The sequence below is a fragment of the Pseudoalteromonas sp. NZS127 genome (genome assembly GCF_015864805.1).
Lineage (GTDB): Bacteria > Pseudomonadota > Gammaproteobacteria > Enterobacterales > Alteromonadaceae > Pseudoalteromonas > Pseudoalteromonas nigrifaciens.
In genome coordinates this window covers 18,007-43,290 of sequence record NZ_JADYWN010000027.1, presented here as the reverse complement: position 1 = coordinate 43,290, position 25,284 = coordinate 18,007, and the positions used below count along the sequence as shown (strand labels likewise).

General features: G+C 39.5%; 20 protein-coding genes. 16 read left to right on the top strand and 4 right to left on the bottom strand.

Going from position 1 to position 25,284, the window contains the following annotated elements; genetic code table 11:
* The first annotated feature begins 515 nt into the window (after positions 1 to 515).
* The 5 genes from I6E78_RS17320 to ihfA all read left to right on the top strand — a co-directional run bounded on the left by I6E78_RS17320 (position 516) and on the right by ihfA (position 6,051).
* Positions 516 to 1,571 (top strand): DUF2066 domain-containing protein, encoded by a 1,056-nt coding sequence (locus I6E78_RS17320; RefSeq protein ID WP_197182993.1) that lies wholly within the window; start codon positions 516 to 518, stop codon positions 1,569 to 1,571.
* Complete coding sequence (gene hda / locus I6E78_RS17315; protein ID WP_172459224.1) at positions 1,571 to 2,281, top strand: DnaA regulatory inactivator Hda; 711 nt, start codon at positions 1,571 to 1,573, stop codon at positions 2,279 to 2,281. The genes I6E78_RS17320 and hda overlap by 1 nt, the downstream gene beginning before the upstream one ends.
* Before the next feature lie 84 nt (positions 2,282 to 2,365).
* Entirely contained in the window at positions 2,366 to 3,346 is a 981-nt protein-coding gene (pheS, locus tag I6E78_RS17310) for a phenylalanine--tRNA ligase subunit alpha (RefSeq protein ID WP_011328576.1), read from the top strand.
* 15 nt (positions 3,347 to 3,361) lie between these two features.
* Positions 3,362 to 5,749 (top strand): phenylalanine--tRNA ligase subunit beta, encoded by a 2,388-nt coding sequence (gene pheT, locus I6E78_RS17305; RefSeq protein ID WP_086994471.1) that lies wholly within the window; start codon positions 3,362 to 3,364, stop codon positions 5,747 to 5,749.
* 2 nt (positions 5,750 to 5,751) lie between these two features.
* Positions 5,752 to 6,051, top strand: coding sequence for an integration host factor subunit alpha (gene ihfA, locus I6E78_RS17300; protein WP_011328574.1), 300 nt, complete (start codon positions 5,752 to 5,754; stop codon positions 6,049 to 6,051).
* A 66-nt stretch (positions 6,052 to 6,117) separates the two neighbouring features.
* Here the strand turns inward: ihfA and I6E78_RS17295 are convergent, their stop codons facing one another.
* Positions 6,118 to 6,918: a DUF2989 domain-containing protein gene (locus tag I6E78_RS17295; protein WP_089368513.1), complete on the bottom strand. Its 801-nt coding sequence runs from the start codon at positions 6,916 to 6,918 to the stop codon at positions 6,118 to 6,120.
* 199 nt (positions 6,919 to 7,117) lie between these two features.
* Here I6E78_RS17295 and I6E78_RS17290 point away from each other — a divergent pair, with 199 nt between their 5' ends.
* The 9 genes from I6E78_RS17290 (at position 7,118) to ccoG (ending at position 18,805) form a co-directional block, all read left to right on the top strand.
* On the top strand, positions 7,118 to 8,560 hold the full coding sequence (locus tag I6E78_RS17290; protein WP_011328572.1) for a glyceraldehyde-3-phosphate dehydrogenase: 1,443 nt from the start codon (positions 7,118 to 7,120) through the stop codon (positions 8,558 to 8,560).
* Between the two features lie 174 nt (positions 8,561 to 8,734).
* Entirely contained in the window at positions 8,735 to 9,862 is a 1,128-nt protein-coding gene (locus I6E78_RS17285; protein WP_011328571.1) for a M14 family metallopeptidase, read from the top strand.
* Between the two features lie 148 nt (positions 9,863 to 10,010).
* Complete coding sequence (locus I6E78_RS17280) at positions 10,011 to 11,678, top strand: alanine/glycine:cation symporter family protein (RefSeq protein WP_011328570.1); 1,668 nt, start codon at positions 10,011 to 10,013, stop codon at positions 11,676 to 11,678.
* Between the two features lie 58 nt (positions 11,679 to 11,736).
* Positions 11,737 to 12,063, top strand: coding sequence for a hypothetical protein (locus I6E78_RS17275; protein ID WP_011328569.1), 327 nt, complete (start codon positions 11,737 to 11,739; stop codon positions 12,061 to 12,063).
* 1 nt (position 12,064) lies between these two features.
* Positions 12,065 to 12,346, top strand: coding sequence for a YeaC family protein (locus I6E78_RS17270; RefSeq protein ID WP_011328568.1), 282 nt, complete (start codon positions 12,065 to 12,067; stop codon positions 12,344 to 12,346).
* The gene (locus tag I6E78_RS17265) at positions 12,336 to 15,017 is read left to right on the top strand and encodes a DUF349 domain-containing protein (RefSeq protein WP_197182992.1); all 2,682 of its coding nucleotides are present in this window, start codon (positions 12,336 to 12,338) and stop codon (positions 15,015 to 15,017) included. Before I6E78_RS17270 ends, I6E78_RS17265 begins: the two co-directional genes overlap by 11 nt.
* Before the next feature lie 93 nt (positions 15,018 to 15,110).
* Positions 15,111 to 15,665, top strand: a complete 555-nt coding sequence (locus I6E78_RS17260) for a DUF1439 domain-containing protein (protein WP_011328566.1) — start codon at positions 15,111 to 15,113, stop codon at positions 15,663 to 15,665.
* A gap of 192 nt (positions 15,666 to 15,857) precedes the next feature.
* Positions 15,858 to 17,276, top strand: coding sequence for a sigma-54 interaction domain-containing protein (locus I6E78_RS17255; protein ID WP_197182991.1), 1,419 nt, complete (start codon positions 15,858 to 15,860; stop codon positions 17,274 to 17,276).
* Between the two features lie 146 nt (positions 17,277 to 17,422).
* Positions 17,423 to 18,805 (top strand): cytochrome c oxidase accessory protein CcoG, encoded by a 1,383-nt coding sequence (gene ccoG / locus I6E78_RS17250; RefSeq protein ID WP_182679092.1) that lies wholly within the window; start codon positions 17,423 to 17,425, stop codon positions 18,803 to 18,805.
* Positions 18,806 to 18,883: 78 nt separating this feature from the next.
* Here ccoG and I6E78_RS17245 read toward each other — a convergent pair whose 3' ends face one another.
* Positions 18,884 to 19,798 (bottom strand): M14 family metallopeptidase, encoded by a 915-nt coding sequence (locus tag I6E78_RS17245; RefSeq protein WP_011328563.1) that lies wholly within the window; start codon positions 19,796 to 19,798, stop codon positions 18,884 to 18,886.
* A gap of 250 nt (positions 19,799 to 20,048) precedes the next feature.
* On the opposite strand from I6E78_RS17245, the gene I6E78_RS17240 reads away from it, so the two are divergent.
* Positions 20,049 to 22,244: a UvrD-helicase domain-containing protein gene (locus I6E78_RS17240; RefSeq protein ID WP_197182990.1), complete on the top strand. Its 2,196-nt coding sequence runs from the start codon at positions 20,049 to 20,051 to the stop codon at positions 22,242 to 22,244.
* A gap of 49 nt (positions 22,245 to 22,293) precedes the next feature.
* On the opposite strand, the gene I6E78_RS17235 is transcribed toward I6E78_RS17240, so the two are convergent.
* Positions 22,294 to 22,881, bottom strand: coding sequence for a hypothetical protein (locus I6E78_RS17235; RefSeq protein WP_197182989.1), 588 nt, complete (start codon positions 22,879 to 22,881; stop codon positions 22,294 to 22,296).
* Positions 22,882 to 23,126: 245 nt separating this feature from the next.
* On the opposite strand from I6E78_RS17235, the gene I6E78_RS17230 reads away from it, so the two are divergent.
* Positions 23,127 to 24,758 carry a cyanophycinase gene (locus tag I6E78_RS17230; RefSeq protein ID WP_197182988.1) on the top strand — a complete coding sequence of 544 codons (1,632 nt, stop codon included), beginning with the start codon at positions 23,127 to 23,129 and terminating at the stop codon, positions 24,756 to 24,758.
* A 78-nt stretch (positions 24,759 to 24,836) separates the two neighbouring features.
* Here the strand turns inward: I6E78_RS17230 and I6E78_RS17225 are convergent, their stop codons facing one another.
* A complete protein-coding gene (locus I6E78_RS17225) occupies positions 24,837 to 25,235 on the bottom strand; it encodes a YkgJ family cysteine cluster protein (RefSeq protein ID WP_197182987.1) in 399 nt (132 codons plus the stop codon).
* Between the last annotated feature and the right edge of the window lie 49 nt (positions 25,236 to 25,284).

Below are 25,284 nucleotides of genomic sequence, written 5' to 3'. Positions count from 1 at the left end.
GAAGTGTGGGTGAATAATGTACACAAGTCTCCCGCGTAGGTTGGGCGAGCGTAGCGACACCCGACACTCAAATCATGAAAACATCACCACTAGCCAATGAATGTGGTGCATTTGCACTGTGACTCTCCACCGCTGTGGGCACTTACGACATTCTACTGCGTTGTCGCTACGAAGTAGCGCACCGACATTCAAATCATAAAAACATCATCACTAGTCAATGAGTGTGGTGTATTTGCACTGTGACTCTCCACTGCTGTGGGCATTAAGACACTACCAGGCCTAATTAAAGACTCCGATTCTAATTATCGCTTTGTTATTGAGTTCGTTATTTAATATTAAATTACTCATTAACTTTATGCGATTAGTATAAAAACATTAAATTGTTAGACAAAAATAACCCCATCAGCAATCTCTGCTAGCACCTAGCACTTTTTCCTACAAATAAAATATAATTTTGCTTTGTGGGTTGCTTTGATTTAGGATCAAATCAGTTTAAAACTAAGAACAAATAGCCTGTGTATAGATTATTATTAAGTGCCTTATCAATTATATTTTGCTTTACTGCATCAGCGGTTGAAGTAACTGATCTTTATCAAGATATTTTAAAAGTTGATGATAAAACTCGAGACACGCGTTTAGCAGCAAGTCGTAAAGCATTGCTGAATGTTCTAGTGAAAGTCAGCGGTGATGAAAGTGCTGATCAAAACAGCTTAGCGCAACAAAAAACTCAAGATATTTCAGACTACATGCTCAAGTTTGAGTACGACGAGAGTACAACCGGTAACTTAAAACTTGTTGTTAAATTTGAAGCGCGAAAAATTAATGCATTAATTAAAGAGCTCGGTTTACCCTTATGGGGTGTGCAACGACCATTAATTGCAATATGGTTAGGAATTGAAGATAACTGGCGCAGAGAGCTAGTTACTCAAGAAAGCTACCCACAACTAGAACAGTTAATATACGATAAAGCAGGGCGACGTGGTTTACCGGTTGTAGTGCCTTTACTTGATTTACAAGACAGACGTCTAGTAGGTATTCCTGAAGTATGGGGTAACTTTTCAGAGCCAGTAGAAGAGGCCTCTAAGCGTTATAGTGCTGAGCGCAGTATTACAGCCAGAATGTATAAGCAATCAGATAGTGAAAACTGGGTTTTAGATTGGCGATTTACTAACGATGATCTTTTTGAATTAAATAGATTAACGGGTGATAAACAACAAGTTGTTGCGCAAATGATAGATACGTTAGCGAAAGGGCTAGCTAATGAATATGCAATTGATCCAAATGCTTATTACGAGCAAGCAGCGGCAACTTTAACTCTAAAAGGTACGCAAAGCTTTGTTGATATTGAGTTGGCTAAACGCCGGTTATCAAATTTAAGTGTGGTAACTCAGGCTACTATTATACGAAAAACCCCAGATTTAGTTGAGTTCAAACTTAATCATACGGGTAGTGTGGTTGATTTAAAAAAAGCATTAGGGCTTGATGCTGCGTTTAGAGATTATGTTGATCCAAGTGCTTTTTATCATATTGTTGATAAAAACAGTTTAGAGTATCAATGGATTGGTGAGTAATGCTAACTCATGAGCCAATGCAAATGGCATTGCCGGTTACTTTGCCCGATGACGAAACCTTTACCTCGTACTTTGGTGGTGAGGACTCTTTAGAAGTAAGTCATTTAAAAGACAGTTTTTCAAAATTGTCGCAATCTTTTCAATACACTTATTTATGTGGTTTGGGCGATTCAGGGAAATCTCACCTTTTGTACGCTACGTGTATTCAAGCGCAAGAGCGCGGCTTATCAAATATGCTGTTATCTATGCGAGAAGTTATTGATTTTGGCCCTATGGTATTAGAAGGCTTAGAAGCCCTTGATGTTTTATGCATAGATGATGTGCATTTGGTAGCGGGTGATGATGCGTGGGAAAAGGCCTTATTTAATTTTTTTAATCGCTTTAACGAGCCTAAAAAAATGTTAGTGGTGACCGCTGACTTACTCCCCGACATGCTAAATATTAGCTTACCAGACTTAGAATCGCGGCTAAAATGGGGAACTACGCTACAAATCCGCTCAATGAGCGATGACGATAAAGCACAAGCTTTAGTTAAACGCACAAAAATGCGTGGCTTAGAGCTAAGTGACGAATGCGCCCGATTTTTATTAACGCGCTTAAGCCGTGATATGCGTACATTACTCGACGTATTAGACAAATTAGATCATGCATCTATGGCCGCACAACGAAAATTAACAATTCCTTTTATAAAATCAACGTTAAAGCTCTAGTAGGTCTAGAATCTAGGCACTGCTTTCAGTTATCATAAGTTATTACTTAACAGCAATCACCTTCTGTGAAAGATCAGGTATCCAATGAACTTAGAAAATATATTAGCGCAAGCACTTGAGGCGGTAGCCAGTGCCAGTGAAATCGCGCAGTTAGAAGAAATGCGGGTTAATTACCTTGGCAAAAAAGGCGAGATCACCAGCTTACTTAAAACGTTAGGCAAAATTGCCCCTGAAGAGCGTAAAGAAGCGGGCCAAGTTATTAATCAAGCTAAACAAGATGTGCAAGCTGCTATAAACGATAAACGTGAGCTGTTAGCCAGTAAAGCGCTAGAAGAAAAGCTAGCCGCTGAAACTATCGATGTAACATTACCTGGGCGTGTTATGCCTACTGGTGGCCTACATCCGGTTACACGTACCATTGAGCGCATAGAAAGCTTTTTTGGTGAGTTAGGCTTTGCAGTTAAATCGGGTCCTGAAGTTGAAGATGACTTTCATAACTTTGATGCGTTAAATATTCCTGAGCATCATCCAGCCCGTGCTGATCACGACACTTTTTACTTCAACCCTAAGCTGGTATTGCGCACGCAAACGAGTGGCGTACAAATACGTACAATGGAAGTTGAGCAACCGCCGCTGCGTATTATTTCTCCTGGACGTGTATATCGTAACGATTATGACCAAACGCACACGCCTATGTTTCATCAGGTTGAAGGCTTAATGGTCGACACAGATGTTAGCTTTACTGAACTTAAAGGTATTTTACACGACTTCCTGCGTAACTTTTTTGAAGAAGACATGGAAATTCGTTTCCGTCCTTCATTTTTCCCTTTTACAGAACCTTCAGCAGAAGTAGACGTAATGGGTAAAGACGGCAAGTGGCTAGAAGTATTAGGCTGCGGCATGGTACACCCTAACGTTCTTAAGTCTGTGGGCATTGATCCTGAAAAATACACCGGCTTTGCTTTTGGCATGGGTGTAGAGCGCTTAACTATGTTGCGTTATGGCGTAAACGATTTACGTGCATTTTTTGAAAATGACTTAAAATTCCTAAACCAGTTCCGTTAAGAGTGAAACAATAATATGAAATTTAGTGAAAAGTGGTTAAGAGAGTGGGTTAATCCAGCCATTGATACGCAAGCTCTGTCGGAACAGCTTTCTATGGCTGGCCTAGAAGTTGATGGCGTAACACCTGCAGCAGCAAAATTTAATGGTGTATTGGTAGGTGAAGTTGTTGAATGTGGACAACATCCTGATGCAGATAAGCTACGCGTTACCAAAATTAATGTCGGTGGTGATGAACTACTTGATATCGTATGTGGCGCACCGAACTGTCGTTTAGGCATTAAAGTTGCGGTTGCAACTGTTGGCGCAGTGCTTCCTGGTGATTTTAAAATTAAAAAAGCCAAGTTACGTGGCCAACCTTCAAATGGCATGTTGTGTGCTTTTGTTGAGCTAGGTATTAGCGAAGAAGGCGATGGCATTATGGAATTGCCAAGCGATGCGCCAGTAGGTACAGATTTACGTGAATACCTAGGCCTTGATGATAATATTATTGATGTTGATTTAACACCAAACCGTGGTGATTGTTTAGGTATAAAAGGCTTAGCGCGCGAAGTGGGCGTACTTAACAGCATTGACGTAAACGTATTACAAATTCCAGCGGTTACAGCAACAATTGACGATAAAGTATCGATTGAATTAGTTAATGAAGATGCATGTCCTCGCTACCTTGGGCGTGTGATCAAAGGCATTAACCTTGATACAGCAACGCCGTTATGGATGGTTGAAAAACTACGTCGCAGCGGTGTGCGTTCAATCGACCCAGTAGTTGATGTTACTAATTATGTATTACTTGAACTTGGCCATCCAATGCATGCATTTGATTTAAATGCGATTGAAGGTGGAATTAAAGTACGTAGTGCAAACGCCGGTGAAGAGCTAGTTTTACTTGACGGTAATAGCGTTAAATTAAACGAATCTACATTAGTGATAGCCGATCATAATAAAGCACTAGCCATTGCGGGTATTTTTGGTGGCGAGCAATCGGGTGTTACAAATAAAACGTCTGATATATTACTTGAAAGCGCATTTTTTAACCCTGTAGCAATAGCTGGGCAAGCACGTAGCTACGGTTTACACACAGATGCATCGCATCGTTATGAGCGTGGTGTTGATTTTGCGCTACAGCATGATGCAATAGAGCGTGCAACAGCGTTACTACTTGAAATAGTAGGCGGTGAAGCAGGCCCAGTGGTTGAAGCCGTTGCCGCAGATAAACTACCTAAAGTGACTGAGGTTCGTTTACGTCGTAGCCGTTTAGACCGTGTTATTGGCCATCATATTGAAGATGAGAAAGTTACTGATATTTTAACTCGCTTAGGTTTTAACGTAAAAGTTGAAAACGACAGCTGGAGTGCAGATGTACCTAGTTACCGTTTTGATGTGCGTATTGAAGAAGATTTAATTGAAGAAGTGGCGCGTGTTTACGGTTACAACAGTATTCCTAATGTTGCACCGACTGCTAAGCTTAAAATGACTACCCATAACGAAGCGACTATCGCACTAAGCAAGTTTCGTAATACGCTAGTAGCCCGTGGTTATCAAGAGGCTATTACGTACAGTTTTGTCGACCCTAAAGCGCAAGCTATTTTGCACCCAGAAAGTCAGCCGCTAGTATTACCGCACCCAATTTCAATTGAAATGTCTGCAATGCGAGTAAGCTTAATGCCTGGCTTATTGGCGTCGCTAGCGTATAACCAAAATCGTCAGCAACCGCGTATTCGTCTATTTGAACACGGCCTTAAATTTTTAAGTGACGAAAATGCCGAAAACGGTGTTAACCAAGTGCCAGTAATTGGCGGTGTAATTACCGGTCTTGCGCATGGCGAACATTGGGTTGAAGAAAAACGCAACGTCGATTTTTACGATGTGAAAGGTGACGTGGAAGCACTACTGGCAATTACCAATGATATGAGCCGCTTTGAAATTAAAGCAGAGCAGTCAGATGGTTTGCATCCTGGTCAATCAGCGGTAATTTATGTTGCTGGTAAAAAGGTTGGTTTTTTTGGTGCATTACACCCTCAAGCGCAAAAGTCGTTAGATATCAATAATGCTACTTTCGTGTTTGAAATTGAAATGTCGGCAATCGAAAAAAGAAATTTACCGCAAGTTGCAGGGGTGTCTAAATTCCCTTCAAATCGCCGCGACATCGCGATTTTAGTGCAAGAGAGCGTAAATATTGGCGATATTTTAACAGCGATAGAAAAAGTTGGCGGAAATCAATTAGTTGACCTAAACTTATTCGATGTGTATAAGGGCAAAGGTATTGAGCCAAATTATAAGAGTTTGGCGATTGCTCTAACACTGCAATCGGTTGATAGAACACTCGAAGAGAAAGATATCAATCTAGTAGTTGATAACGTGGTGGCCACACTGGCCGAACAGTTTAATGCATCGTTGAGGGACTAGATATGGCGCTTACTAAAGCCGACATAGCTGAACACCTATTTGAAAAACTCGGGATCAATAAAAAAGATGCCAAAGATTTAGTTGAAGCGTTTTTTGAAGAAATCCGCTCAGCGCTTGAAAAAGGCGAGCAGATTAAGCTCTCTGGATTTGGTAATTTTGATCTTCGTGATAAAAAAGAAAGACCGGGACGTAATCCGAAAACAGGGGAAGATATTCCTATTTCGGCGCGTCGCGTGGTGACCTTTAGACCTGGGCAAAAACTTAAAACCCGAGTAGAAGTGGGCACAAGTAAAGCAAAGTAATATAAAAAAGGCAGCGTAAGCTGCCTTTTTTATTATTAATGTTTTATTTAACTACGCCTAGGTTACTTAAAACTCCCTAGGTGATACAAACTTACCAGCGCGAATTTGCTGAAAAGTTTGTTGCGCTAAAGAATCTAAACTATCAAGATTTTTTCTGCTGCTTGCCAATTGCTGCTCTACAGCAAATATATCAACGTTTTCTATCCCCGACATCTGCGCAACTTTAGAAAAAACATAGGCATGTTTATAATTTTGTTGTTTATAAAACAAACTGACCAAAGAAGTAAACACCTCGGGATCAGGTATTTGCTGTGCTTTATTAAGTTCTAATGTTTTGTAGAGCAAATCAATCGTTTTATCATCATCAAATTTAATATAATACGATGCCAAAAAAAGTTGCATTTCAGCACTTGTTGTCACCCTTTCATCATGCTCCAAAGCTAAAAATTTAGTCAGTGCTCGCTGATCGTTATTACGCGACCAATGATAGTAAAGTAAGCCTGGGTGATTAGTACTTTTAGTATCTTGATATAATCGCGTCATTTCTTTAATACTGGTTAATTTACCTTCTACACGAGAGGTCTTTTTTTCTTTTAATTTTATATGCTCAATTTTAGCTGCAAGCGTAATACACTGATTATATGATTCAAACTCTTTAAGTAGCTGATATTTATTTTCATCAGTTGGGTGCTTATATTCAATATAACGCTGCAAAATAGTGTTAGAACGCTGCTCCCGACAATGATTATCTTTATTTAGATCGTTGCAAAAACCGGGCGTTTCTTTACATACTTGGGCCAAGCTTAGTGGCTTTTCACATCCGGCTAAGGTGAGTACTCCAAGCACTACTATTAGTCTTATAACCATCCTCAACCCTTAAATATATTAATATAATGTTATTCTAACGCAATCATTTAGCCTCTAACAGTAGAGAATAAAGCAAGATTAAATTAGAATAGGGAAGTCACTAGAGTGCGTTGACTTATCAGGGTCGAAATCATTTCAACTTTTGATGGTTAAATGCTCTAGGGCTATCCGTTCAAAATGTTTAACTTAGGTAAATAAAATGACCTCATCTCACGAGTTAGAATACACAAATAGTTGGCAAGAACGCCAAGGTTACGCAGAAAGCATGCAACCAATCATTGGTAAGCTTTATCGTAGTCGTGGTATCGAAATTGCTGTTTATGGCCGCCCACTTGTAAATGCAAGCCCAATTGAAATTATCAAATCTCACAAATCAGTTGCGCAGTTTGAAGGTACAAAATTACGTTTACGTGAAAGCTTCCCATTTTTAGAAGCGATTAGCAAAATGGATTTAAACTCTGCACGTATCGATATTGGTAAGCTTGCTTACAGCTATTTGTATAATGATGCTGCAAACGGTCGTTCTGTTGAAGAGTTTGTAAAAGATGAGCTCGCTGAAATTGCTGATTTACCAGCTAAAGAATCACGCGATGTGGTGCTTTATGGCTTTGGTCGAATTGGCCGTTTACTTGCACGCCTACTAATTGAAAAATCAGGTCCTTATGCTGACTTACGCCTACGCGCAATTGTTGTACGTGGTGGTAAAGATGGCGACCTTGAAAAACGTGCCAGTTTATTACGTCGTGATTCAATTCATGGTCCATTTAATGGATCTATCACTGTTGATAAAGAACGTAATGCAATTAAAGCTAATGGTAGCTACATCCAGGTTATTTACGCTAACTCTCCTAGCGAAATAGATTACACAGCCTACGGCATCGACAATGCACTTATTGTTGATAACACAGGTATTTGGAAAGATGAAGCAGGCCTTGGTCAGCATTTAGAATGTAAAGGCGCTGCTAAAGTACTATTAACGGCTCCTGCTAAAGGTAATATCAAAAACATCGTATATGGTGTAAATAACAAAGATATTTTACCTGAAGACAAAATTGTATGTGCAGCAAGCTGTACAACTAATGCCATTACACCAACACTTAAAGCATTAAACGATAAGTTTGGCATTAAAAATGGTCACGTAGAAACGGTTCACTCGTATACTAATGACCAAAACTTAATTGATAACTACCACAAAGCAGACCGCCGTGGCCGTGCTGCTGCACTTAACATGGTAATTACTGAAACAGGCGCTGCAAAAGCGGTTTCAAAAGCACTACCAGAGCTTGAGGGCAAACTAACGGGTAACGCAATTCGCGTACCTACACCTAACGTGTCGCTGGCTATTTTGAACCTAAACTTAGAAAAGAGCACCTCGGTAGAAGAGCTAAATGCATTTTTACGCGATACCGCACTTCACTCAGACCTGCGTGACCAAATTGATTACACCGCTTCTACTGAAATCGTATCTACCGATTTAGTAGGTAGTCGTTACGCTGGTGTGGTTGACTCGCAAGCAACTATTGTTGATGACAACCGTATTGTACTTTACGTTTGGTACGATAATGAATTTGGTTACAGCTGCCAAGTGGTACGTTGTATGCGCGATATGGCCGAAGTGGCATTCCCAAGCTTACCTCACTAATTTATTAGTCGTTATACAAAAGCCAGCATTTGCTGGCTTTTTTGATTATCAATATTTTTAAAGCGCAGCGCTTATGGTACGCTTTATACATTAGATACGGCTAATCGCAGCGTACTTACATCCTGGCTATTTATGCAGTCCAGAGACACTTAGTCAACTTATAGGTTTTTTGTCATGAAAATCAGTAGCAATTTCGATAGTGGTAATATTAAGGTTATTGAAGCCACCGATCCATTAAATATCCAGTTAGAGATTAATAACGATTTCCAGTCTGAATTTTATCAGTGGTTTCATTTTCGCCTAGAAACAACCCCTTACCAATTACATAAGCTAAATATAAACAAGCTCGAAAATTCAGCTTATCCAGATGGCTGGGTAGATTATCAGGCGGTTGCATCGTATGACCGTCAAACGTGGTTTCGTGTACCTTCAAGCTACGAAAATGGCACATTAAGCTTTGAAATAGAGCCAGAGTGCGGCAGTGTTTATTTTGCTTATTTTGCACCATATAGCTATGAGCGTCATTTAGATTTACTTACGTGGGCGCAAAGCCAGCAAATTTGCCAATTAGAAACATTGGGCGAAACCCTTGATGGCCGCGACATGAGCGTACTTAAAATTGGTGAGCCAAGTGCAGATAAGAAAAACATTTGGATCACAGCTCGCCAGCATCCGGGTGAAACAATGGCGCAGTGGTTTGTAGAGGGAATACTTCACAAACTACTTGATGACGAAGACCCGCATGCTGCTGCATTACTATCAAAAGCAGTATTTTATATTGTGCCAAACATGAACCCAGATGGTAGTGCTCGTGGGCACTTACGTACTAACGCTAAAGGCGTTAACTTAAACCGTGAATGGCAAACGCCGAGCATGGAAAATAGCCCAGAAGTTTATTTAGTGCTTAATAAAATGCGTGAAACAGGCCTAGATATGCACCTTGATATTCATGGTGATGAAGCAATCCCGTATAACTTTGTAGCCGGCAGTGAAGGCATTCCAAGTTATGATGCGCGCTTAAAAGATCTAGAAGATAGCTTTAAAGCTGCTTTGTTAACCATTACTCCTGAGTTTCAAGACGAACATGGCTACCCTAAAGACGAGCCAGGCCAAGCTAACCTTACAGTAGGTTCATCTGCAACAGCAGAAGAATTTAAGGCGCTTACCTATACAGTCGAAATGCCATTTAAAGATAATAACGACTTACCCGACCCAGATTACGGTTGGTCAGATCGTCGTTCATATCAATTTGGCCAAGATACTTTGGCGGCTATCGTAAATGTCGTTGATAAATTAAGATAAATTAGTATAAGGTAAGGGCAACATTAAAATGTTGCCCTTTTTTGTTACAACACTTACAAAAATAACAAGTGCGCAACGGCACAATAAACTGTGGCTTAACGAATGTTTAGTCAGCAATTTCAAAATAAAATAATAAGAGGAATTTAGCGTGGATGCATTCGGACAACTTTTAGATAGCCTAGATGGCATGTTAGGAGGAGCAGTATGGTTTCCTTATGTGTTATTAGGGGTTGGTTTATTTTTTACTATTTATTTAAAATTTCCCCAAATACGGTATTTTAAACATGCTTGCCAAGTTGTTTCGGGTAAGTTTGATAAAAAAGATACAGAAGGGGATACCACTCACTTTCAAGCACTTGCTACAGCACTATCGGGCACAGTAGGCACAGGTAATATTGGTGGCGTAGCACTGGCTATATCAATTGGTGGGCCTGCGGCGTTGTTTTGGATGTGGATGACCGCATTTTTTGGTATGACTACCAAGTTTGTAGAAGTTACCTTGTCGCATAAATACCGTGAAAAAACTGAAGATGGCACTATGTCTGGCGGCCCAATGTATTACATGGATAAACGCCTTAACATGAAATGGCTGGCCATTTTATTTGCCGTAGCCACTGTAATTAGCTCGTTTGGTACAGGCAGCCTGCCACAAATTAATAATATTGCACAAGGTATGGAAGCCACCTTTGGTTTTGCGCCTATGGCCACAGGTGCAGTGTTATCTATTTTACTTGCCTTGGTTATATTAGGCGGCATTAAGCGTATTGCAGCAATTACATCACGCGTAGTACCGTTAATGGCGGCTATTTATATTATTGGTGCTCTGGCTGTTATTTTTTATAACGCTGAAAACATCGGTCCTTCATTTTCTGCTGTATTTATGGACGCATTTTCTGGCTCTGCTGCCGCAGGTGGCTTCTTGGGGGCGTCATTTGCTTATGCGTTTAACCGGGGTGTAAACCGTGGTTTATTCTCTAACGAAGCGGGTCAAGGTTCTGCGCCTATAGCGCATGCTTCGGCAAAAGCTGATGAGCCAGTATCAGAGGGTATAGTATCTATCCTAGAACCTTTTATCGATACCATTATTATTTGTACGCTTACGGGGTTGGTTATTTTATCCTCGGGGGTGTGGAATGAAAAATTTCAAACTCATTTTGAGCGCTCGGCTATGAGTATTATTAAAGGCGATTACACAGAAGAAAACCAAACACAGCGCGAAGACCTCTATAAATATCTTAATGGTCAAAAAAGTAATATAGAGACGTTTACCGGCAATATTGAAGTGGTTAATGGTGAGGCATTGAGTACAGGTTTTACGGTACTACATTCACGCTCAATTGCAGAGGATGTACGCTTTGGTATTACTGAAAAGCACAAATACACAGGTGTTGTAGAAGTAATAGATGGCATGCCAACAGATGACAGCATTAGTTTAGTGGGCAAATCATTGGTACATTCAGCAGAGCTAACTACCAAGGCTTTTAAACGAGGTTACTTTGGCGATAGTGGCCAGTACATTGTATCAATAGGCTTATTGCTGTTTGCGTTCTCTACTGCCATTGCTTGGTCGTACTATGGAGATCGCGCAATGATTTACTTATTAGGGCATCGCTCAGTAATGCCGTATCGCGTATTTTATGTGGCTGCATTCTTTTGGGCATCGTTCGCCGATACCACCTTGGTATGGAAGTTAGCGGCAGTGGCTATTGTTGTTATGACGCTACCTAACTTAATTGGCATTATGTTATTGCGTAAAGAGATGAAAGAATCGGTAGATGACTACTGGGTCAAATTCAAAAAAGACAACGAGAAATAAAACAAGTACAATAAAGGCGCCGCAAGGCGCTTTTTTTATGCGTAGTATGGAGAGATGTATGGCGATTATCCGTTGCCCTAAATGTGCCAAATCAATATCAGATAAACACGCGCAATGTCCGCATTGCGAAAGTAACGTTGCCGACTTAAATAATGAGCAAGTTCAACAGCTTCAACGTGAGCAGCGAATTAAAAAACAGCAAATGTTTATAACTCACTCATTTTTAGCACTTATCCTATTTTTAGGCGGTTTTTTCTGTTTGTACTTCTTACAACCGCAAGAAAAAACACCTCAGTGGTATGCTTACACCATCGCTATTGGCGTGGGGTGTATTTGGTACCTTATTAATCGTATTATTTTAGTGACTCTAAAAAAGAAAAAATGACATGAATATCGACAATCTTGTACAAAATATTACCCCAGAATTATTTGAACGTTTGCAATACGGAGCAGCAACTGGCAAATGGCCAGATGGCACTCCTTTATCAGATGAACAAAAACAGCAAACAGTGCAGTTAGTTATGTTGTATCAAGCAAAAGTTGCTCAATCGAATGAGCAATTTACTATTGGTGCAAATGGCGAAATGGTGCAAAAAACAAAAGCACAACTGCAAAAAGAATTTAACTCAGATAACGAAATAGCTAGGTTTAGTGAACATGATCTTTAAACACCTTTTTACGCCAAAATGGAAACACCCAAAGCTGCAAATACGTCTAGACGCAATCGAAAAGTTAGATGTACAACGCGACGCAATAATTTTAAGCACTTTAGCGCTGGAAGATAGTTCAGCAGAAATTCGTCGTAAGGCACTGCAAAAAGTAAACGACTTGCCACTGTGGTGGAAAGCCTATAAACAAGATCAAGCATTAAAAGATATTGCTGAACAACAAATATCTACCGCAGTTTTAAGTAGCGAAAGTACACTGTCGCCGCAAATTAAAAGCGAATATATAGAGCGTTTTGCACCAGTAAAAACCCTTGAAAAACTTGCCTTTGCAGAAAAAGAGTTGCAAGTGCGGGTTAAGTTACTAAAGCGCCTAGGAAACCCTAAACTAATAGAAAAAGCCTTTAAAGAGGGCAGCGAAGAGTTACAAGCGCAACTAGTTGAGCTGGTTATTACCCACCAGTTAACTAAACCATTATTAAAGCATGCACAAAACAGTGCTAAAACAGCGCTTAACACGCATTTAGAAAACGAGCGTTTAGCAATTGAAATGCCAGCGCAAGTTGAGGGGGAAACCCGTGTTATTTTAGCTAAGCTAAATGCGCTGCGCGATAAGAATGATTTTGCATTAGTCAACCCAAAAGCCGGTGAGTTAATGGCGCAATGGCAAGCCTTAGAGCTTAAATGGCTTAGCACTGAGCAAGTAAAACTGTTAAACGAAAAGTACAGCACAATTACCGAAAAGCTAAATGCCCATATTGCACAGCTTCGCAGTGAGCACGAAAAAGAGCAGCAATTACTTGCACTACAACAGCGTCAACTGTTGGCATTAGCAACGCTTGAAGCTTTAAGTGAAGAAATTGAAAATGCATTACAACTTGGCCTAGAAACGCCAGAGCAAATTCAGCAAGATTGGCTTGATGCAAAAGTAGCGCAGGCTCAACAAGCAATAAATGAAACAGAGTTAGCCAATAACCCGCAATCAAAGCAGGTTATTAATAAGTTAGAAAAGTCATTTACTCAAGTAGCTAAATTACCTGAGCTAACGTCTGCTATTAAAGATTATAAGCTGGCATTTGCTGCACTGTGTGAAATAAAACCAGCAGCCGATTTAGCCCAATACGACGAAACCCTAGCTGCATTTAATAGTGGCTTTAAAGCAGCGCGTAATCATCTAAATATATTAGATAGTGCATTGCAAGGTACGTTTAAAACACAACTTAATGCGCATAAAAAGCAATTTTTAGTGCCAATGAACGAGTTGATAAAACCGCTTGAAAAAAATCAAAGCCAAGCTAAACGCAAAGCCCGTGATGTAAAGCGCCTAATAGAAGAAGGTCGTTTTAACGTTGCATTTGGTGTGTTTAAAGGCTTTGAAGAGTTATTTAATACCTTAACTGAGCAGTATCAGCAACCACTTGTAAGCTTAAAAACCGATTTAGAAGCGCAGCTAGCTGACGCCAAAGATTGGCAAAAATATGCTGCAGCACCAAAGCGCGAAGCATTACTTGAAGAAGTTAGCACGCTCGCTTTAGAGGAGTGCGTAGATCCCCAGCAACGGGCTGATCAAGTTAAAGTGTTGCGTAAACGTTGGAATGAGCTTGGCCGCTTAGATACAGACGAAGAAAAGCACCAAGGTGAGCAATTTGATCAAAAAATCGAATTATTGTTTGCACCTTGCCGTAACTATTTTGCAGAGCAAGAAGTACAACGTGAAGCGTCAAAAGCGCAGCGCGAAAGTATTATTGCTGACATGCATGCACTGCACTTACTCGCAACTGACGAGCAGGGTTTTGATTGGAAGCAGTTTGAAAGCCAATACAATCGTTTAAACAAAGCATGGCGCAGTGTGGGTAAAGTTGACCCTAAAACGTACCGTGTATTAAACGATCGTTACAAAAACGAGCAGCAGCGTGTGCTAGCGGCGTTAAATGCGTTTCATAAAGGCAATGCTGCACTTAAAAATGCATTAGTAGAGCAAGCGCAGCAATTATCACAAAGTGATGACCTAGCAGCAGCATGCCAAGAGCTAAAACAATTACAGCAGCAGTGGCAAGCAATTGGCTTTGCCGGCTTAAAAGCTGAAAATGCCTTATGGCAAAAATTTCGTCAATTTAACGACGAAACTTTTACTAAACGCAGTAGCGAGTTTGAACAGCAAAAGTTAGATCAAAGCGAAAACGACAAGCAAGTAGTCGCTGAGCTTAACGAACTTGAATTGGCGCTAGGTCAAATTAACGAAAAAGCGCAATTACACGACTTAGAAACTAAAGTTAAAGGGTATACCCAGTTTAAGTCACTATCGCCAAAAGTAACGTCGTTACTTAGCGCCATAGAAGAGAAGCTTGCAGGGCTAACGAGCAAAGCCGAACAAGCTAATTTAGTGGCCTTATTTAACGCTCTTGAAAATAATGAAGCGATACCGAGCCAGTACCAAGCTGCACTTAAAACATCACTTAGTAGCGCACAGTTACTTACTAGAATGGAAATTTTAGCTAATGTAAGTAGTAATGATGCAATGCAAAGAATGGCAGAGCAAGTTGCCATGTTAGATGATAAGCATCGTGGCGAACATGCAGATATAAGCTATTATTTAAAACAGTTGTTAGCGCTCAGTGAAGGTTCAGTTGATGCTGACACACTAGCACGGCTAAAGGCTGTTTTTACAGCTTAGTGTAGTTACACCTAATAGAGTATTACTCTTTTAAAAGCCGCTCGTAAGCGGCTTTTTTATACCCATCACTTATAATAATTTAGAGAGTTTTTTATGAAAATATTATTTATTATTGCCGCATTATTTTTAACTGCATGTAACGCTACACAAGGAATGTCTGTTTATTCATTTACTAACGCCGACGTGGAGTCGTTATTAACAAAACAGCTTCCTAAATTAAGCGAACAGGTAAGTTTAATGGGATTACCAGTAGAGTTTGATGTAAACGATGTGAGTGTAAATATTGGTCCAGAAAATCGTGATGTTGTAGTGCTAGGCGCCGATTCAAGCGCTAACATTAGTGCTTTTGCATTAAAATACCCAGTACGCTTAAAGCTGCAAATAGAAGGTAGCCCATTTTACGACAGCGAGAAAAAAGCGGTGTTTTTACGTAATATAAAATTACTAGATTCGAGTGTTGATGCTGGTGGTTTTAAAGGTAATTTAGGTGCGCTAGACGAACAAGCTATGGATATTATTAACCGCTTTTTAGCTGTAAACCCAGTGTATGAGCTAAATATGAACGATCCTAAAATGGCCTTGCTAAGTAAACTACCACTTGATATGAAAGTGGTTGCAGGCGCTATAAAGTTGGTTCCACGCCTTTAAGTTAGTTGTAAATAAAGTCTAGTTAGCGTAATAAGGTAACTAGGCTTTGTTTTCTGTCATAAATTTTTGTATTTTCGTAATTCTATTGTCACTCCCTTCCTCCAGCGCTATTAATTACTAATAATAATTTTTGCAGTGCACTTTTTTAATTAAATTGTCATAATGATCGCGATATTTCGCGAGGGCTATTTTATGATAAAACAATTTTTAAACGATCCTAGTTTATTACTCAACGCAGTGGGCGAAGGAATTTATGGCTTTGATCTGTCGGGTAATGCCGTGTTTGTTAACCCTGCGGCCGAGCGCATGACAGGTTGGAGTGCAGAGACGCTATTAGGTAAAAAAATTCATCAATACCATCATCATACTCATGCCGATGGCACGCCTTATCCAGCCGACGAATGCCAAATATATTGCACCATGTTTGACGGTAAACGCCGTGAAGTGAAAAACGAAGTTTTTTGGCGCAAAGATGGCAGCTCTTTCCCTGTTGAGTACACATCGACACCAGTTTACCGAAATAATGAATTGATAGGTGCGGTAGCGGTATTTCGCGATATTTCTCAGCAGCAACAAACACAAAATGCATTACAAGATGCACTTGCACAAGTAAAACATTTGAGTGAACAGTTACAAGATGAAAATAATTATTTAATAGCAGAATTAAACGAAGATTGGCAAGACTCTGGCTTAGTAGGTAAAAGCCACGTGTTTCAAACCATGTTAGAGCAAATTAAGTTAGTGAGCGAAACCGATACCACAGTGCTTATTTTAGGCGAAAATGGTACAGGTAAAGAGCTGGTTGCCCGAAACCTATACAGATTAAGTAAGCGTAATAAACAGCCCTTTATAAAAGTGAACTGCGCAGCATTTACGCCAAGCTTATTAGAGTCAGAGCTGTTTGGCCATGAGAAAGGCGCGTTTACTGGTGCTAATGAGCGCCGTAAAGGGCGTTTTGAACTAGCCGACAAAGGTACCTTATTTTTAGATGAAATAGCAGAGCTGCCGCTTGAAGCGCAAAGTAAGTTGCTTAGAGTGTTGCAAGAGCAAGAATTTGAACGTGTTGGGGCAAGCAATACATTAAAGGTAGATATTCGCGTTATTGCAGCAACTAACCGCGATCTATGGGAAATGGTGCAAAAAGGCAGTTTTAGAATCGATTTATACTATCGCTTAAATGTATTTCCTATAAAAGTGCCAGCGCTGAGAGAGCGCAAGGAAGATATTCCTTATTTATGTAGTAATTTAATAGTGCAGTTAAATAAACGTTTAACTAAGCAGCTTAAGGGATTAAGTAATAAGGCAATTTCTCAACTACAAGCTTATGACTGGCCAGGCAATATTAGAGAGTTACAAAATGTACTAGAGCGCGAGGCCATTTTGTCTAAGCAAGCCGTTTTACAATTAAGTCAGCCATTACAAGCAATATCACAAAGTACTATAAACCCAGCATTAACGCTCAATGAAATGCAAAAACAGCATATTATTACTGTGCTTAAGCTGTCGGCTTGGCAAATATCGGGGAGTAAAGGTGCCGCTGCAAAACTTGGTATGCCAGAGAGTACCTTACGCTCTAAAATGCACAAGTTAGGGATTAGCAAGGTTTCGTGATATATCGCGACTATCGCTTTATATCGCGAGTTTGAGGTTTTTAATAATAAATAAATCACTTAAATATCAATGTAATGCCTTTGCTTTTAGTTTGGTCTGAAAGTTGCAAATACTTAACTAACATCCGTTATGATTAAGTAAGTACTATGAAGTTTGATATTAAAGAAGAAGATATGATCATCAAGCCCTACAAAAGCGAAGGGCCAATTTATATACGTGAGCAAAAAGGCTTTTTTCAACGTATACGCCGTAACTTAGGCTGGTTATTAATGCTTACGTTTATTGCAATACCGTGGATCCAATATAACGGCCAACAAGCGGTGCTATTAGATGTAGCAACGCAAAAGTTTACTATTTTCACTTTAACTTTATTCCCGCAAGATTTTATTATTGTAGCCATGTTGTTTATGGTGGGGGCCTTTGCGCTATTTTTTGTAACCAACTGGTTAGGCCGCGTTTGGTGTGGTTATACTTGCCCTCAAACTATTTGGATGTTGATGTTTTCGTGGGTTGAGCAACGCGTTGAAGGCACACGTAATCAGCGTATACAGCTTGATAAATCTGCATGGGGTTTTACCAAATGGCGTAAAAAGCTTACTAAACACAGTGCTTGGTTAGTGCTATCACTATTAACTGCCACTTCATTTTTAACTTATTTTATACCCGCAAAAACATTGTACTTAGAAATGCTTACTTTTGAGTGGTCGGGTATTACCAGCTTTTGGGTGTTTTTATTTGCTTTGTGTACATATGGTAACGCAGGGTTTTTACGTGAAAAAATGTGTACTGTGGCGTGTCCGTATTCGCGTTTTCAATCGGTTATGTTTGATAAAGATACACTCGTGGTTACTTACGATAGCGCACGCGGTGAAAACCGTGGCCCACGTAAACGTAAGGCCGACCCAAAAGCACTTAACTTAGGTGACTGCGTAGATTGTAATTTATGTGTAGAGGTATGCCCAGCTGGAATAGATATTCGAAATGGTTTGCAATATGAATGTATAAACTGTGGCTTATGTATTGATGCTTGCGACGATACTATGAATAAATTTGGTTATGAAAAAGGGTTAATAAAATACGCTAGTGGAGAGCAAATGGCGGGTAAAAAAACCAACCCTTTTAGGCTTAAATTGGTTGGATATGGTGTTTTGACCTTGATGCTAATTGTAGCTATGTTTGCTTGGGTGGTACAAAGAACACCAATTGAAGCCTCGGTACTGCGCGATAGAGGCGCCTTGTACAGAGTAAATTATGAGGGTTTAGTAGAAAACCCTTATACGTTAACGATTATAAATAAAACCCAACAAACATTGCACTACACTATTGCTATATCAGGCTTAGCAGAGGCTAAATTAACTAGCCCAGATACAACACTAATTCAACCTGGAATGATGAGGCGTATACCCGTAACGGTGACTGCAGATGGCTTTGATATTTCAAACAAGGTAAGTAAAGTTAAATTTATTATTTTTGCAGAAGAAGATCCGAGCATTAGCATAACGAAAGATAGTTACTTTTATAAAAATTAAAAGTATAAAAATGCCCAAGCTAGTTTACCTACTTGGGCATTTTAATAGGATTATTAATTGTATATATTTAAACCCAGATCACAGATTAATTATGTAATCTAATGCGCTCGTAATTACGGCTACTTGTGCCAAAATACATTCTTCGTCACTTGCTGTAGGGCTATCTGGGTATACTTCAGTGGTGGTTACATAAGGTGCATTGGTAAAGCCCATACATAAACCTAATTCGCGAGCAGCGTAGTTGATCACCCCAAATTGCTCTTGTGGCACACCAATAAGTTGGTTATTTTCATCACTTGGGGCAATGTGGGTTACTTTTGCTACGCTATCAATAATGGCTTTTTGAAATGCAGCCTCAGGTTTAGTGCTATCGGCCACTAAATAAAAACCATCGGGAATATTCCAATTAGTATTTACTGTGCCTTCGCGTGCAGCTAGTGCCGGGCGAAACTCGCTGTTGTCGCTGTCGGTCGTTTCGTGCAAATCAATATGAGCAATTAAATCTAACTCAAGGGATTTTACATACGCCATAATCGCCGCCGACTCTTGCGCTGGGCTACCTTCATAAAATGAGCGGTTAGGATCAATGGCTTCTGGGTTCCAGCGGTTTATCGTTTCGTACCCCCAAGGGCTAATACAAGGTGCGATTACAATATTAAAATGCAGACTATATTTTTGCGCTGCCGTTTTTGCAAACCTAAGCGCGCCGTGTACGCCACTAGTTTCGTAGCCGTGTACACCACCGGTAATTAAAACGGTAGGTTTGTTAGTGTTAAAGTCAGCGGTTTTTAAAACAAATAAAGGATATTTGCCTGCAACGTAATTTAGTTCGCCATATTGTTCTACATTTAGCTCATCTTTGAGCTCGTTAATGAGGGTTACTACTTCATTTTGATAGCTGCGTTTAATATTTTGGCGGGTTAACCAATCGGCTTTATCGTTGTTATTCCACTTAGTGCCAGGTGTGCCAATAGGATATGTGCTGTTAGTCATAATAAACCTTTAATAATAATTATAATTAACCTTATAGCAAGGCTATATAGCAAATGCAGTTAATATAATTAGTAAATAAAAGCACAGCTTAACGCTGACTAAAATAAGGCGCAAATTAAAACGATAAACAGCTGTTTTAATTTTTTAAATTAGCTATTTACTAAGCTCAGTTATAGTAAGTTGTTAAATTAAATGTATTATAAAAGAGTATGTTACAATTGTTTTATTACCTACTTAGATATTGAGTATTATGGCGCAGTATTTTGCCACACCTAGTTGGTTAGGCCGTTTTTTCACCCGTATTAAATTACTCAGTATTGAGCAGGAAAGCTTAGTGATTGAGTTTAAAAACGCGACTAAGCAATCGTTTTTAATCAAGGATTTTAACGATTTTTCGCAGTTGCAAAACCGGATATTTAGCGCCAAAATTAATTTAACTCTAGGTGAAAATAGTGCTCATACTACTATTAGCTTTTTAAACAAAGCACAGGCAAAAGCACTAAACATTGCAATTAACCAATATTTTTCGCAAGCGCTTGAACACAAAATAAATAATGCTAAAGCTTTATTAAAGCGCACTGCGTTAGATGAGTATTTACGCGACAGTAATACCACAATTTTAAGCGCTGAGGTGTTTTCACTGAGCAAGCGCTATCAGCAAAACCGCAATGTGTGGCAAGGGTATTTACCTTCAAATAGTAGCCAGTTTTTATCGGTATTGGCCAGTGCAAAAAATAAGAATGATGCTATTGCACAACTGCGTAATAAATATGAGCGCAAGCAACTTGCTCAACGAGCTGATTTTTATAATAACGTGGAGTCAAACCCATTAACTAATGAGCAGCGTCTTGCTGTAATACGCAATAACGATAAAAATTTAGTATTGGCTGCTGCAGGTACCGGTAAAACCTCAGTTATGGTAGCCAAAGCACTTGATCTAATTGCCACAAAACAAGCAATGCCAGAGCAAATACTGGTACTTGCTTATAATAAAACAGCGGCGCAAGAGCTTAAAACACGCTTTATTAAACGCGCCCAGCAGGCTAAATTATCAAGCAAGTCACCAGAGGTTTTAACTTTTCATGCGTTAGGGTTGCAGCTGCTACAGCAGGCAGGTAAAGGTTGCAACATATCGCCTTTTGTAAGTGATTTTGGCGCGCTGTCGAGCTGGCTAACATCATGGCTAAGTGAGCAAGTACAAGGCCAACCGGTATTATTAAGCGCCTTTATTGCTATGCTCGATAAGCCTTTAGTATCCTGCGATACTCATAAAAGTAAGTTTAATGCTACGCAAGTACTGGCAATATTAAAAGACTCAGGGCAGCTTAAGCATGAGGTTGATAAATATTTAAAATGCTTAGCAGCTATAAGGGCTGAACAGTTAACCGATAGCGAAATTACTCAGCGGCTTAAGCGCCAAAATAATCAATTAAATACTGTTCAACTAAGTACCAATCAATTAAATACGAGTCAAGTTAATAGCAATCAAAAAAGCACTAATCATCACAGTGCGGCCGCGCAGTTATTAATTGCTATGCATCGCGCTTATAAAACGCAACTCATTGCGCAAAACTGTATTGATTTTGACGATATGATTTTACAAGCTACTCAGGCTGTAAATAAGCAGCAAGTGAATGTGCCATGGCAGCATATTTTAGTGGATGAATTTCAGGATATTTCTGCTGCACGTATGGCTTTATTAAACAGTTTAATTAAGCATGGTCATAAGGTGCGTTTTACCGCTGTAGGTGACGACTGGCAGGCAATTTATCGGTTTTCTGGTGGTAACTTAGCACTTACCACACGTTTTAATGAGTTAGTGGGTAGTCATTCGTTAACGTTGTTGCAAAAAACATTTAGGTATAACAATAGTATAAGTGACGTAGCGGGGTGTTTTGTTATGCAAAACCCTGAGCAGTATAAAAAGCTCATTATTACTCATACACAAGTGGCTGAGCCTCAAGTTATTTTATTAGATGACGTGTACCAAGGTAAAAAGTCGTTAGAGCTAAAAACCCAGCAAGCTATCAATACTATTCAAAAACACCATGCAAACGCGAGTATTGCTGTATTGAGCCGTTATCGTTATACGCTCAACAAAGTGCAACAGCATTTAGCCTCACAACAAAAAAGTGCAAACGTAGCATTTTTAACCCTGCATAGCGCCAAAGGGTTAGAAGCAGATTACTGTATTATTATAGGGTTAGAGCAGGGGAAGTTTGGCTTTCCGAGTAGTCAGCAAAATAATCCGCTGCTGGAGGCTTTACTACCTAGCCAAGACACCTTTGCTTATTCAGAAGAGCGGCGTTTATTATATGTGGGGCTTACCCGAGCAAAACATAAGGCTTACTTAATTGCCGATGCTAAACAGCCGTCGTTATTTATTAAAGAATTAATAAATGACAACTATCCAATTCATATTGCATCTACTTTGTTTAGCAAATAACAAAAAGCAATAGTATGCAGTGACTGTAACCAGAGGCTGTTGTTAAGCGCTAACTTGGTGAGTTAATTAATGGTTCATACTGATATAAATTAGCGTATTGACGTTGGTGTTCGGCAAATAAATAAGCTCTTAATTGTTCTTTACCAGTATGAATGTGTTTTATTTTAGCTGCAAGGCCATGCTTGCTTTGCCTTACAGGCTCAATATCCATAGATACAGATTCTTTATTTGGTAGGGTAAATTCTACGTGTTGAACTTTTGATAAGTTTTTGTGTTTACCTGTGGGCTTTAAAAATACACCTGTGCTTGAAATTGATTCAATGCAAAAGCCTTGGCTTTTAATATTTAAATGGCTCCAGCGCCAACTGCGTTGAGTACCTTTAGTATCAATAACTTCAGGAGCGCTTAAAGTGGGTGTAATTGTGCCGGAACTATTAATTTTTAAGTGTAGCGGAAACCACAGTTGATAATGGGCAACCTCAGCCAGCAGAGTTAAATTGGCATTGCTAAGTAACTGCGCAACACTAACAGGCACACTGCTTTGCATGGTTAACATAGGCTCATGAGGTAATGCAGGTTTTTGATCGGATTTAAATAAGTCAGATAAAAAGTCTATTTCTTCAGCAGAAAAATCCATATTCCATACTCGGGTTGCCTAAAATATAAGCATAAGTTAAACAAAACACCGGCTCAATAAACAGCGTGTTTAATTTTGTTTAGGTACTATTTAACCGCTTTAGGTAGTTAGTATCTTTAGCTAAACAAAGCGATACGCGCGTTATTGGCTTAACACCATATCTAGATTCAGATATAAAGTTGCAGCCCAAGTTATTAAAAATTAACATGATGTAATTACAAGCCACTTCTTATTTGGGTTATATCATGACGCATGCATTTACACATTACAGACAACAGCAATTGGCCCGCTTTTTAGCTGTGTTATTAAGCATTACGTTTTGTGCTAGTTTAACGGCCGCAGAGCAAAGCCAAACGTTAATTTTAGTTGGTAGCGAGCTAAGTAGCTGCAGTAGTTTAAACACGCAGCAGTGCGATAAAAACACCCAAATAGCGGGTAAAGCAGAGCATTTATTTAGCGTTACGGCTGAAAAAGTTAAAAAAATCACTCAGCGGTGGCCAAGTACTAATCAAGAAGTTAAAAGTAGCACAGCTAAAGTTTTATTTGCGATACAGGCTAAGTCATCAGCATCAATAACTAAGCCTGCACTGTTATGGCACTGGCGCGATATTGATAATACCCAGCTTAATAGCCTGTCGGAGCAAGAGTATCATTTTGTTATGGATATGCTTGAAGTGCCTCAGTTTAGTTCTCAAGGGCAGCGATTAGCAGAGCAAGTTAACCCTAATTTGAATAATGAACCGACTATAAACAATATACTACAATTTATAACGGGTAGTTTAAAGGTAGCTAACGAACAACCAAGTATGTTGGCAATTACAGCAGCAAGCCGTGACCCTTATGCTGCTGCCGATTTTACTCAAGGTTTATTGAGCACGGCAAGTGTAAACAGCCAATGGTTAGCATTGACCCCTGCATTAGTTAAAGCAATTACTACAAACACCTGTGAAAAATTACCACAATATAGGCAATCAGAAATGCGCTTGTATAACCGTGAGGCTATTTATCCCGATCGCATCCAAGCAGAAAATACCCTTTGCAGTAATGGCGTTAATAGCTTGGTAAAGCTAATAAACAACAGTACAGGAGTGATTTTTAATAATGGCGAGCAAGACTTAACGCGCAGCGTACTGTTTGATGAAAACAACCAAGCTTACCCGTGGACTAAAGCATTGCAAACACGCCCTGTTGTTATAGGTAGCGGCGCGGGGGCGGCTATTCAAAGCGGTGGCAAAAACACAAGTGGTAACATAGCTACAATTACTAAAGGGTCGAGCCTTTTGGCTTTACAGGCAGATATTAACGATAGTTCTATGTTTAATCTTGCTGGTGGCCTTGCAACATTTAATTATGGCATGATCGATACTCACTTTAGTGAACAAAACCGTACATTAAGGTTGGCAACAGTACTTGATAAAACGCAACAAAAGTTTGGTTTTGGTATTGATGAAGCCACGGCATTAGTCGTTATAAAGTCATCCGCAGGTAACTTAATTACCGTAATAGGTAAAAGTGGTGTGGTATATTTAAAAGCAAAAGGCAATCAGCATTATAACTACTCATACTGGCCTGCAGGCAGCGTTATTGATATTAAAAATGAAGACTTTACCCTAAGCCAGCGCAGCATTGAAAAAGCTTTAGCAAATATTAAAATACCAGCATTACCGCTACAACGATTTGGCTCTATATTAACGAATGCAAAATTACGCTCACTTATTCAAGCTATGTGTTTAAGCCAAGAGCAAAGTACAGTTGCCCAACAAGATCAGTTTATATTGAGCTTAAGTGTACAAGCTAACACTGCGTATCATCGTATTAATAAGGATCAATATGGCTGTGCTATCAGTCATTTAGAACTTGCAGTGAGTACATTTTAGTTCTGAAAGTTTACTAGAGCGTGTTTAATTAAAACGGCCAAAATATTGTTTATAAAACTATATTGGCCGTTTTAATACTTAGTAGCCAGCGGGGCGGCTATCACGCATGATAAAATCTAGTTTTATTTGTGCTTTTATTGGCTGCGACAGATCAGTTATTTCAATCATTTCGCATTCATCTCTGATCATTTCAGCTATTAGGCTCGGATAATGACGGCAGTCTTCGGGGCGGTCTAAGTAAATACTGCAAGTATATTTATTTTTCGCTTGAGGGTTTGTTTTAGGCTCAACCTCTAAAAAAGGGCATCTGCTTAGCCTAACGCCCGATTTAGGATCGAACCATATCTCATTATTTTTAACAAATTCAAAGATTTCAGGGTTAAATATTTCCCATAAATCAATTTCTTCTTGGGTAGCACTCAAGTCGCCATCGCCGTATTTAATACAACATTTACCGCATTGATTACAGTCTTTCATAGTTTGCCAGTTAGCATAATAACCAGGCCACAGTGTAGCACTTATATTG

Excerpts from the sequence above, each read along its gene's own strand:
- hda (WP_172459224.1), top strand. The coding sequence starts at position 1,571 with ATGCTAACTCATGAGCCAATGCAAATGGCATTGCCGGTTACTTTGCCC.
- pheS (WP_011328576.1), top strand. The coding sequence starts at position 2,366 with ATGAACTTAGAAAATATATTAGCGCAAGCACTTGAGGCGGTAGCCAGT.
- pheT (WP_086994471.1), top strand. The coding sequence starts at position 3,362 with ATGAAATTTAGTGAAAAGTGGTTAAGAGAGTGGGTTAATCCAGCCATT.
- ihfA (WP_011328574.1), top strand. The coding sequence starts at position 5,752 with ATGGCGCTTACTAAAGCCGACATAGCTGAACACCTATTTGAAAAACTC.
- I6E78_RS17295 (WP_089368513.1), bottom strand. The coding sequence starts at position 6,918 with ATGGTTATAAGACTAATAGTAGTGCTTGGAGTACTCACCTTAGCCGGA.
- I6E78_RS17290 (WP_011328572.1), top strand. The coding sequence starts at position 7,118 with ATGACCTCATCTCACGAGTTAGAATACACAAATAGTTGGCAAGAACGC.
- I6E78_RS17285 (WP_011328571.1), top strand. The coding sequence starts at position 8,735 with ATGAAAATCAGTAGCAATTTCGATAGTGGTAATATTAAGGTTATTGAA.
- I6E78_RS17275 (WP_011328569.1), top strand. The coding sequence starts at position 11,737 with ATGGCGATTATCCGTTGCCCTAAATGTGCCAAATCAATATCAGATAAA.
- I6E78_RS17270 (WP_011328568.1), top strand. The coding sequence starts at position 12,065 with ATGAATATCGACAATCTTGTACAAAATATTACCCCAGAATTATTTGAA.
- I6E78_RS17265 (WP_197182992.1), top strand. The coding sequence starts at position 12,336 with ATGATCTTTAAACACCTTTTTACGCCAAAATGGAAACACCCAAAGCTG.
- I6E78_RS17260 (WP_011328566.1), top strand. The coding sequence starts at position 15,111 with ATGAAAATATTATTTATTATTGCCGCATTATTTTTAACTGCATGTAAC.
- I6E78_RS17255 (WP_197182991.1), top strand. The coding sequence starts at position 15,858 with ATGATAAAACAATTTTTAAACGATCCTAGTTTATTACTCAACGCAGTG.
- ccoG (WP_182679092.1), top strand. The coding sequence starts at position 17,423 with ATGAAGTTTGATATTAAAGAAGAAGATATGATCATCAAGCCCTACAAA.
- I6E78_RS17245 (WP_011328563.1), bottom strand. The coding sequence starts at position 19,798 with ATGACTAACAGCACATATCCTATTGGCACACCTGGCACTAAGTGGAAT.
- I6E78_RS17240 (WP_197182990.1), top strand. The coding sequence starts at position 20,049 with ATGGCGCAGTATTTTGCCACACCTAGTTGGTTAGGCCGTTTTTTCACC.
- I6E78_RS17235 (WP_197182989.1), bottom strand. The coding sequence starts at position 22,881 with ATGGATTTTTCTGCTGAAGAAATAGACTTTTTATCTGACTTATTTAAA.
- I6E78_RS17230 (WP_197182988.1), top strand. The coding sequence starts at position 23,127 with ATGACGCATGCATTTACACATTACAGACAACAGCAATTGGCCCGCTTT.
- I6E78_RS17225 (WP_197182987.1), bottom strand. The coding sequence starts at position 25,235 with ATGAAAGACTGTAATCAATGCGGTAAATGTTGTATTAAATACGGCGAT.